8 protein-coding genes are annotated in these 8,478 nt (G+C 30.4%); 6 read left to right on the top strand and 2 right to left on the bottom strand.

All coding sequences use genetic code 11. From position 1 onward, the window contains the following. Positions 1–371: 371 nt before the first annotated feature. The 4 genes from B7R67_RS21420 to B7R67_RS21405 all read left to right on the top strand — a co-directional run bounded on the left by B7R67_RS21420 (position 372) and on the right by B7R67_RS21405 (position 1,964). Positions 372–830: a TspO/MBR family protein gene (locus tag B7R67_RS21420; RefSeq protein WP_088073026.1), complete on the top strand. Its 459-nt coding sequence runs from the start codon at positions 372–374 to the stop codon at positions 828–830. Positions 831–1,098: 268 nt separating this feature from the next. Next, positions 1,099–1,497 (top strand): hypothetical protein, encoded by a 399-nt coding sequence (locus B7R67_RS21415; protein ID WP_088073025.1) that lies wholly within the window; start codon positions 1,099–1,101, stop codon positions 1,495–1,497. A 12-nt stretch (positions 1,498–1,509) separates the two neighbouring features. Next, positions 1,510–1,713 (top strand): helix-turn-helix transcriptional regulator, encoded by a 204-nt coding sequence (locus B7R67_RS21410; protein ID WP_088073024.1) that lies wholly within the window; start codon positions 1,510–1,512, stop codon positions 1,711–1,713. 44 nt (positions 1,714–1,757) lie between these two features. After that, on the top strand, positions 1,758–1,964 hold the full coding sequence (locus B7R67_RS21405) for a hypothetical protein (protein WP_088073023.1): 207 nt from the start codon (positions 1,758–1,760) through the stop codon (positions 1,962–1,964). Between the two features lie 238 nt (positions 1,965–2,202). Here B7R67_RS21405 and B7R67_RS21400 read toward each other — a convergent pair whose 3' ends face one another. Both B7R67_RS21400 and B7R67_RS21395 read right to left on the bottom strand, forming a co-directional pair. Beyond that, positions 2,203–3,741: a thiol-activated cytolysin family protein gene (locus B7R67_RS21400; RefSeq protein WP_088073022.1), complete on the bottom strand. Its 1,539-nt coding sequence runs from the start codon at positions 3,739–3,741 to the stop codon at positions 2,203–2,205. A gap of 258 nt (positions 3,742–3,999) precedes the next feature. After that, positions 4,000–5,220, bottom strand: coding sequence for a helix-turn-helix domain-containing protein (locus B7R67_RS21395; protein WP_088073021.1), 1,221 nt, complete (start codon positions 5,218–5,220; stop codon positions 4,000–4,002). 891 nt (positions 5,221–6,111) lie between these two features. Between B7R67_RS21395 and B7R67_RS21390 the strand changes: the two genes are divergently transcribed. Both B7R67_RS21390 and B7R67_RS21385 read left to right on the top strand, forming a co-directional pair. Further along, positions 6,112–7,485 (top strand): glycosyltransferase family 2 protein, encoded by a 1,374-nt coding sequence (locus tag B7R67_RS21390; RefSeq protein WP_088073020.1) that lies wholly within the window; start codon positions 6,112–6,114, stop codon positions 7,483–7,485. Further along, on the top strand, positions 7,475–8,332 hold the full coding sequence (locus B7R67_RS21385) for a polysaccharide deacetylase family protein (protein WP_088073019.1): 858 nt from the start codon (positions 7,475–7,477) through the stop codon (positions 8,330–8,332). The genes B7R67_RS21390 and B7R67_RS21385 overlap by 11 nt, the downstream gene beginning before the upstream one ends. Positions 8,333–8,478 lie beyond the last annotated feature (146 nt).

The following is an 8,478-nucleotide window of genomic DNA, read 5'->3' as shown; positions in this document are numbered from 1 at the left end:
GGTAACTCCGCTCCTCGCCAGGCTTCGCGCCTCGAAAGACAAGCGTTTTTAATCAGTCTGATAATCAGATAAATAGGACTTTTTCTACACACTGAAGAGGGTATTTTGAAATACCCTCTTTTGTTTTATTTTCTTTAGTATGTCAAATAAAGACTGAATTACAAATAAATTCCAGTCTTTTAATCTCTTTTCCTTTCTCTTTGATCCTGCCTTTACTTGTTCCTGCTCTTTAGGGCATACTGTAATGCAAATCATCAACACTCTTTTTTAAACAGAGCCAAATCTTAAAATAATTGTTAGTAAAGGAAAATACTAAAAAATAAAATGAAACATATTATTAGTAAAGTAAACAAGCATAGGGAGGATCGAATATGAGTTCAATTTTAGTATTTATCATTACATTAATTTTATTTTCATTATCTGCATTCCTATTTCCGATTGATTTAATATGGTATAGCAAGTTGAAAAAACCAGAATGGACTCCCCCAAACAAATTATTTGGAATAGTCTGGGGAATACTCTATATACTTATTGCACTGTCGCTCGCTATTGTAGATTACAAAGTTGGATTAAAGAATACATCTTTCTTTTATTTACTGATATGGTTAATAAACTATTTAAGTAACCAGGCTTTTAGTTATTTTCAATTTAAATTAAAGCGACTTGATTTAGCAGCCATTGATTGTTTAATTGTAGCAATTACAGCATTACTATTAGTCAAACTTACTCTGAATTATTCTATATTAGCCTCGGTTCTACTTATTCCGTATGCTTTATGGGCAATTTTTGCAACTTATTTATCATTTACGATTTATCGTTTAAATAAATAACCTAGATAACTATTTAACTAAACTTAATCAGAGCCATACTACAATTTGTAGTATGGCTCTATTAAGTTTAGTTGAAAAAAATACATATTTCCTTATAACGTTAAATAATCAATTTCTGTAATACAAGGTTTCAATGAAATAATTGTATCCCTTAAAAAACTACAAATATTTTACCTCTTGACGTTTGGTTAGTAACAGATTAATATGAAGTTAACTTCATGTGAAATAAACTTCACTTTTAGGAGGAAGTTGGAAAGGAGAGGTATATTTGAAAAATCTTTTCATAAAACGTTTTTTAGTCTCTTGTTTAATCACTATATTGGGAATCATTCAAACCGTTCTCGGTACTCGAGCAGGATATAATTTCGGATATATCATAGCTTTTCTTGGTGGAATACTTATGGTGTACTCAACAATTTCGTATATTACATCTCGAAAGAATAAAACATTACAAAAAGAATTATCAAAAGAATATGACGAAAGAGATGCTTTAATAGATGGAAAAGCTGCTCGATTTTCTTTGATTATTCTTGTATGCGAAATTTTTATTCTTATGTTTTTAACTAATTATGTAGAAATCCCGACAAATACAGCATTATTTGTTGTATTAATATCATTAATAATTAGTGATATTGTGTCTAGAAAATATTATAATCATTTCCTTTAATTCGGAGGATTTATGAAAAATCGAGTAAAAGAATTGCGAATAGAACATGGAATAACACAACAAGAGTTAGCTGAAAAGGTAAGTGTATCTTCTAGAACAATCATCTCATTAGAAAAACAAAAGTATAATCCATCAGTGCTACTTGCGTATAAAATATCTTCAGTTTTTAATTTATCAATTGAAGAAACTTTTATTTTTGACGAAGATGACAAATAACTTTAGAAAAATCCACAAATTATACAATCAACGGAGGAATATAGATGCAGTTTATTTTATTTATTTTTGGGGTAATTTTAGTAGCTTGGGGTATTTATCGTATGAGAACTGATGGTGGTCTATTCGGTAGAAATCGAAAAAGCAAAAACATATTTAATTTAATACTATTGGGGGAAGCTTCAGGATTAGGGCAATTTTTAAGCGGAATTCTTTGTATTGTAATTGGGATTATCACTTTTGTTATGAAATAGTAAATAATAGAGTCTCACTAGATGGAAGTTTTATTTGTCACACACGCTATTGTAACAATGCCAATTGGGGCAATTATTGAAATAAATACAACGCAGAAAACTGTTCGGATTTTGAGTTGTAATTAAAATTGAAATTTATCTTAAAGTTTATACAAATGGAGTAGTAACATAAGAAATCCATTTAGAAAAAAGGCTGAAGTCTCTAATTACAAGAACTTCAGCCTTTCTATTTTTACTACTAATTAATGCTAGACGTTGGATATAAAGTAGTACCACCAATTGATACTTTTATATCATTAGATAATGGAACATTGTATTCATCAATAATGGTTCTCCACCAGTCCCAAACAAGTCCAGTACATTCTCTGGCAGTAATTCTTATATTTTTTGCATTTGGTGGTAAAGGAATGATTGAAGAGTAATGAGCTGTTTTGTTTTGGTAGTTTCCTACCCACGTTTTATGCGTTAATACTTCTTTACCGCTTTGATCATATGAAAATTCATCCCAAGAAATGACAAATTGTGCAACATATGCTCCGCGATGATCAAGTGATATTTTACCTTTTGAATATTCTGTAGCCGTTGTTTCAATATAATCCGTATTGTTATGAATTGCAGCAAGTGCGTTATCTTTTAAAAATACACTTGTATACGAAATTGGATATGCTGGGTTTTTTAGGCTGAATTGCGCATTGTCTTTAATAACATTACGAATTTCATTGAAGTCTTTTGTAACAACCTTGTTATGTTCTTGTGAATCTCCGCCTAAGACTACAGCTGTAAAAGAGCTATCGTCAAAAATTTCTTTGTACTGAGCACTAGTGCTAGTTTCTACATTGGCATTCTTAAGTAAGGCTTTAAATGCAGCTTGTACATCCTTACTCTTTGAGGTTGTTTCTAATTTTACATAAATTGTTCTACCATAAGCTACATTTGATACCATAACTGGGGGAGATTGATTACTTACCCCTTTACGTTTTAATTCTTCAAAAGAAACGCTATCATCAAATAGATCAGATGGATCGTTAGGTAGTTCCGCACTTACCGTATAAAATATTTGTTTATATGCCGCAACCATAATTTTTTTCTCACCACTAGCAATCGCATTAAAATCAATTCCTAATGAATTATCAAGAACTTTCGCGTTTACATTCAGAGCGCTAGCTATTTGAGATTTACTATAAACCATTGTTTCTGCATACTGAAGTCTAGCAGGCAAAGTATGAGTTGCTGAATATTTATCGCTCCAATTTGAAACAAGTTCATCAACTGCTCCAGACACATTACCGTATGTAGGATTATTCACAGTGATTGTATTTTCTCTTTTTAAACCAGGTAAATCAATACTAATATTTAAGGGTTTTCTTTTAACCATTAATAAAGTCGGTTGATTATCTGCAAAAGCATTATTTGCAAGCTGTAATGCCCCTGGGTATGTACGATTAGTCATAGAATCAATAATTGAAATATCAATTGGAGAAGTAGAAAGTGATTTTTTTTCACGTTCAATGACGACAAACTTACTATTTGAATTATATCCTTCTTTTGGAACAAAATGATCTATCTTATCACCATTTACAGCTAAGATAGTGTCATTATTATAGTTTAAGTTCGAGATACCGTTATTAATGTCATTAGCATTAGTCGTTTCACTTAATTGACTGGATCCAACTGTTTCTGCAAAAGTAATAACCGGAGAATTAATAATAGCTAAAACTAGACTAACAGATAAAAAAGTAACTATTTTTTTTATTTTATTATAATTTTGAATTTTCATAATAACCTCCCTTTTGGAAAATTATACCATAAGGAAAATTCTGGATAGTATAGGTATATCGATTTATATTAGATTCTAAAAATCTAGTGGAAGGGAATCATTCTCGTGGAAAAAAATGTAAAAAGTACTATTTTGATGTAATAAATAATAGGCAGGAAAGGTAGGGAAAGCAGGAAAAGCAGATAGGGAATATATTATATTTAGAAATATCTTTTCCTATCACTTTCCCCTTGATCCTGTATTTCCTTGTTCCTGCTCTTAAGCATTTACAATTAAATTTGCTATTTCCATTGCCTGATCATTTAATTTCATTTTTGAATAATAATTAAATAATTCTTTCTTAGAACGCTCAATCAAAAAAGTAAAACCATTTTTCAAAAACATTGGTAAAGCTTTACTGTATAAATAATGATGGTATTCCTTCTCCTTCGATTTTAATAGATAAAGTAAAAGTTTAAATAGATGAATATAGAGGACGTAATTATATTTTTTTGCTACGCTTAGTCCATGCTCAGCATGGTGGATGAGTTCTTCTATGTTTGAATTCGATTCTTCAAGTGAACTACGGATGTAACCTTCTAATGAAAGTAAGAATCGTGAGGATTCTGAGTTTTTGAGTGACATAGATTCTTTATAATATTTACTTGCTTCTGTGTATTTTTTACCCCTGTAATATTCATAAGCTAGGTTATGTAATACTTTCGACTTTCGATCAGGGGAGTTACATAATTCACAACTTCTAATCAAATTCTTGAACCGATTGATGATTTCCTCATCTAAAGTGTCACCTTGTATTTGGATGATCATCAACATTTCAGCATCAATCACTCTTAGATAGTTATTTATTTGTTTGAAAAATTGATGAGATCGTTCAGCATAATAGTAGGCTAATACAGGTGCTTTTAAAGTATGGTAAGCAACTGCGAGATGGTAATAATATTCAGGATTTTTATAAATTGAATTATCTATAGACTTTAGGATTTGGATAACTTTTATATATTCTTGTTTTGCTAGATAATTAATACCCAAAATATGCTTTAGTAAGTTGCTTTCAAATGGTGCTAACTTAGATTCTTTTTTTTGCATCATTTTTATGATCTTATTTGCCTCATTTAACTTATTATAGGTAAGTAAATATTTAGCCTTTAGTAGCTGATACATATCGTTATATTCGGATATTTGGATTAATTCTTCTATCTCAAACTCATAATATATTTGATTCATTTCTTCAAATAATTCCATAATAATTACATCATGCCAATGGAGTAGACGTTGCTTAATATTCATAAAATTAGCTACTTCTAACTCCATATTAATTCCGAGTCTTTTAGATAGTAAACTTATAATTTCAGGTGCGTACTTAGTCTGAGCACATTCTATTTTACTAATATGCGTGACGGAGCATATGTCTTTTCCTAGCTGTTCTTGAGTAAGTTTGTTTTTTTCTCTATAAAACTTAATAATTTTCCCCTCATACATAACCAGTACCCCCTTATCCTGATTGTTAATTTAGTAGTTAATATTAAAATTCTACATTTAACCACAAAATTAGTATATTTAGAAAATTCGTGTATCTTGTGAAGTAATACTTAAGGATAAATTAAGTAACAGTAAAAAACATTTATAAAAAAATAAAGGGGAATTAGAGAAGCTGTCAGTGCCTATCCTCAATACAAATTGACATAAGGTGGTACTTGTAAAGAGATTAATCTTTAAATTTAAAAGAAAACTTTTTAACAAATGAAGAAGTTGAATGGAATGGAAGGATGCTCGAATCCTGTGGGAGATGCGAGAAGGCTGAGACCCCGTGTCACTTACCAACTTGACGAGGAGGATCAGCTTACGCTTCACGGACTGAGAGCATACGGAAGTGGAATTCAACAAGTCCTATGCTTAATTATAAAAAACAAAATGAATTAGAGTTCTTTATTACCAATCCTGAAAAGCAAAGATAATTGCTTAGCAAGATATTGAGGAGTATAAGGCATATCATTTCGCAACCAAGATACAGTTGATCCAATCATATAAAGACGGTTTTTTATTTTTTGCAATAATTAAGGTTTATCGGGGAAGTAAAACTACTTTTGCTCAAATTCTATAAAAAAGCGTTTCTTCTAATGGTATAAAAGTTCTTATTTATAACACGATTTTCTCTATTTTTAATAAATGTATCATTTGTATCACTTTTGAAATAAATTGTTCAGAAAACATAATATCACAATAACAAATAGGCAATATTACTTTGCTATTATATCTCCTAGGGTTAATTTAAGTGAATCTATTTATATGGTTTTTTTTATAAAAAGAGAAAAACATATCATTCGTAAAGAAAACTTAAAATGTAACTTAGATTATTAAAAGGAGATTTTAATGATGCAATTTTTTACATTGCTACTATTATTCTTATGTACATTTTTTCCTCTCCTTCATATGTTAAATGCTCTACCAATCTTTTTTTATCGTAATAACTCCCAACCTATCCTGGAAGGAACACATAAAAAAATGAGCATACTCATTCCGTGCTATAACGAGGAAAGAATTATTGAAACGACAATAAAAGGAATCGAAAGAATAGATTACATGGCAAAAGAAGTCATTTATATAAATGATGGTTCTCAGGATGGAACAATGAAAATTTTACATAATCTTCTTAAATTGGTGCCAGAAGATCGGAAAACATCAAATCGATTAAGTTTTAAGAAAATCAAAAATTTTTATAAATCTACCTTGTATTCGAATGTATACGTCATAGACAAAGAAAATGGCGGAAAACATGATGCATTAAATGCAGGAATTGACTATTCAAAAAATGAATTAGTGGTGACATTGGATGCTGATTGTATTCTTGCAGATGATGCTTTAAATGTGTTAAATCAGGTATTCCATGATAAAGATGTTATAGCTGGTGGAGGAATGGTGCATCCTCTTCAAGGAGTTCGATTTAACAAAAATAAAGTTGAGCGTTCTTTATTAGTCAACTACGTTACTAGGTTTCAAATTTTTGAATTTATAAAAGGTTTCTATATTAATCGAGTTTCTCTTGCAAAATTTAATGCACTTTCAGTTATTTCTGGAGCGTTCGGTATCTTTAATAAAGAAATTTTATTTCATGTCGGTGGTTACAGGGAAACGCTAGGTGAGGATATCGATATTACATTAAAATTTCAGCAATACATTTTAAAAAATCCCGGTAAAAAGATGGTCTTTGCACCAGATGCAGTATGTTACACAGAATGTCCAGAAACTTGGAAAGATTTATTTAAACAAAGAGTTCGTTGGCAAAAGGCTTTCATTGATTGTATTATTCATTATTTCCCAATGCTTATAAAAACTTTTCTGTTTCGAACTGTTTCGTTCTTTATGCTGATCGATTCTTTCCTTCTAGGTACAATTGCCATTTATTATACGATATTTAATTTAGGATATATGTTCTTTACAAACTTGGATCAGGCAAAGAATCTAATACTATTTTATTTAATTGGAGTTGTATCTTTAAATTTAATTTACAGTATATTTGCTATAAGCTTGGCTCGATATTATGGTGTTCATTTCAAAGGGAAAGAGAAAAAACGGTTGGCCATAACGATTATTTTAGATTTATTTGTATATCGTTTTGTAACACTATTTTTTGTTCTTTTTGGAACAGTTGCGTATTTTATAAAGCGAAATGATTGGAACAAAGTTGCTCGAACAGGTCGAGTTTATGAAATAGAAAAGGAAAAAGAGATGATGGATGTTGGATAAAAAACTTGTTGTCGTTTATGCTATTCTAATTTCGTCATTCTTAATAGCATATCCATTTATGAAGAGTAGTGCTCTGATTTTATCAGAACCAACGAAAACTGAAGAATTGATGAAGACAACTAAGTGTAGACCTCAAAAGAACACTGTGCTTTCTCATCAAGAAATTCAAAAAATGCAAAATAAGGCTAATATTATTTTTACAATGGATGATGGATGGGAAACCCAATTTACGCAAGGATTTCATATTTTAAAAGAAAACGGTATAAAAGGTAGTATAGCTGTCATTCCAACTAAAGTAGATACTGAAGGATATATGTCATTAAGTCAATTAAATACTTTATACAACTCTGGTTGGGATTTAATGAATCATACAAATACACATCGTCATTTATCACGTTTATCCAAGAAGCAGCAAAAAAGTGAATTAAATGGAGCTCGTACATGGTTAAATAATCATTGCTTTAAAAGAGCTAGTAATATAGCAGTTTATCCATATGGTTCGTATAATCAAGATACATTGAAAACTCTGCAAGAAGAACATTATCGAAGCGCAAGAACGATAGCGGATGGAATACAACCTAATAATGGAAACAAATATTTAGTTCGAACAATCAATTTGCTTCCAAGTACTGATATTGAATGGGTGAAAGAACAAATTGATAAAGCAATTAATAAAAGACAAACGATTGTATTTACTAATCACCGATTTGAACAAAAAGCTGATAAAGCTCAAATGAATTTTGATCCTGCTAAATTTAAAACAATTGTTAATTATGTTGAAAGTAAAAAAGACAACTTGAACATTTTGACATACTCAGAGTGGCTAGATTTAAAGGGAATCAATTGAGTCCATATTAACGCAACGAAAAAAACCATCATTCGTCATTGAATGATGGTTTCAGTGTGTAGACAAAGTCCTATTTATCTGATTATCAGACTGATTGAAAACGCTTGTCTTTCGAGGCGCGAAGCCTGGCGAGGAGCGGAGTTACC

The organism is Gottfriedia luciferensis (genome assembly GCF_002156865.1).
Classification (GTDB): Bacteria; Bacillota; Bacilli; order Bacillales; family Bacillaceae_G; genus Gottfriedia; species Gottfriedia luciferensis.
This window is presented reverse-complemented; position numbering and strand designations above follow the sequence as displayed.

Coding starts and splice junctions, on each gene's coding strand:
- B7R67_RS21420 (WP_088073026.1), top strand. CDS start 372: ATGAGTTCAATTTTAGTATTTATCATTACATTAATTTTATTTTCATTA.
- B7R67_RS21410 (WP_088073024.1), top strand. CDS start 1,510: ATGAAAAATCGAGTAAAAGAATTGCGAATAGAACATGGAATAACACAA.
- B7R67_RS21405 (WP_088073023.1), top strand. CDS start 1,758: ATGCAGTTTATTTTATTTATTTTTGGGGTAATTTTAGTAGCTTGGGGT.
- B7R67_RS21400 (WP_088073022.1), bottom strand. CDS start 3,741: ATGAAAATTCAAAATTATAATAAAATAAAAAAAATAGTTACTTTTTTA.
- B7R67_RS21395 (WP_088073021.1), bottom strand. CDS start 5,220: ATGTATGAGGGGAAAATTATTAAGTTTTATAGAGAAAAAAACAAACTT.
- B7R67_RS21390 (WP_088073020.1), top strand. CDS start 6,112: ATGATGCAATTTTTTACATTGCTACTATTATTCTTATGTACATTTTTT.
- B7R67_RS21385 (WP_088073019.1), top strand. CDS start 7,475: ATGTTGGATAAAAAACTTGTTGTCGTTTATGCTATTCTAATTTCGTCA.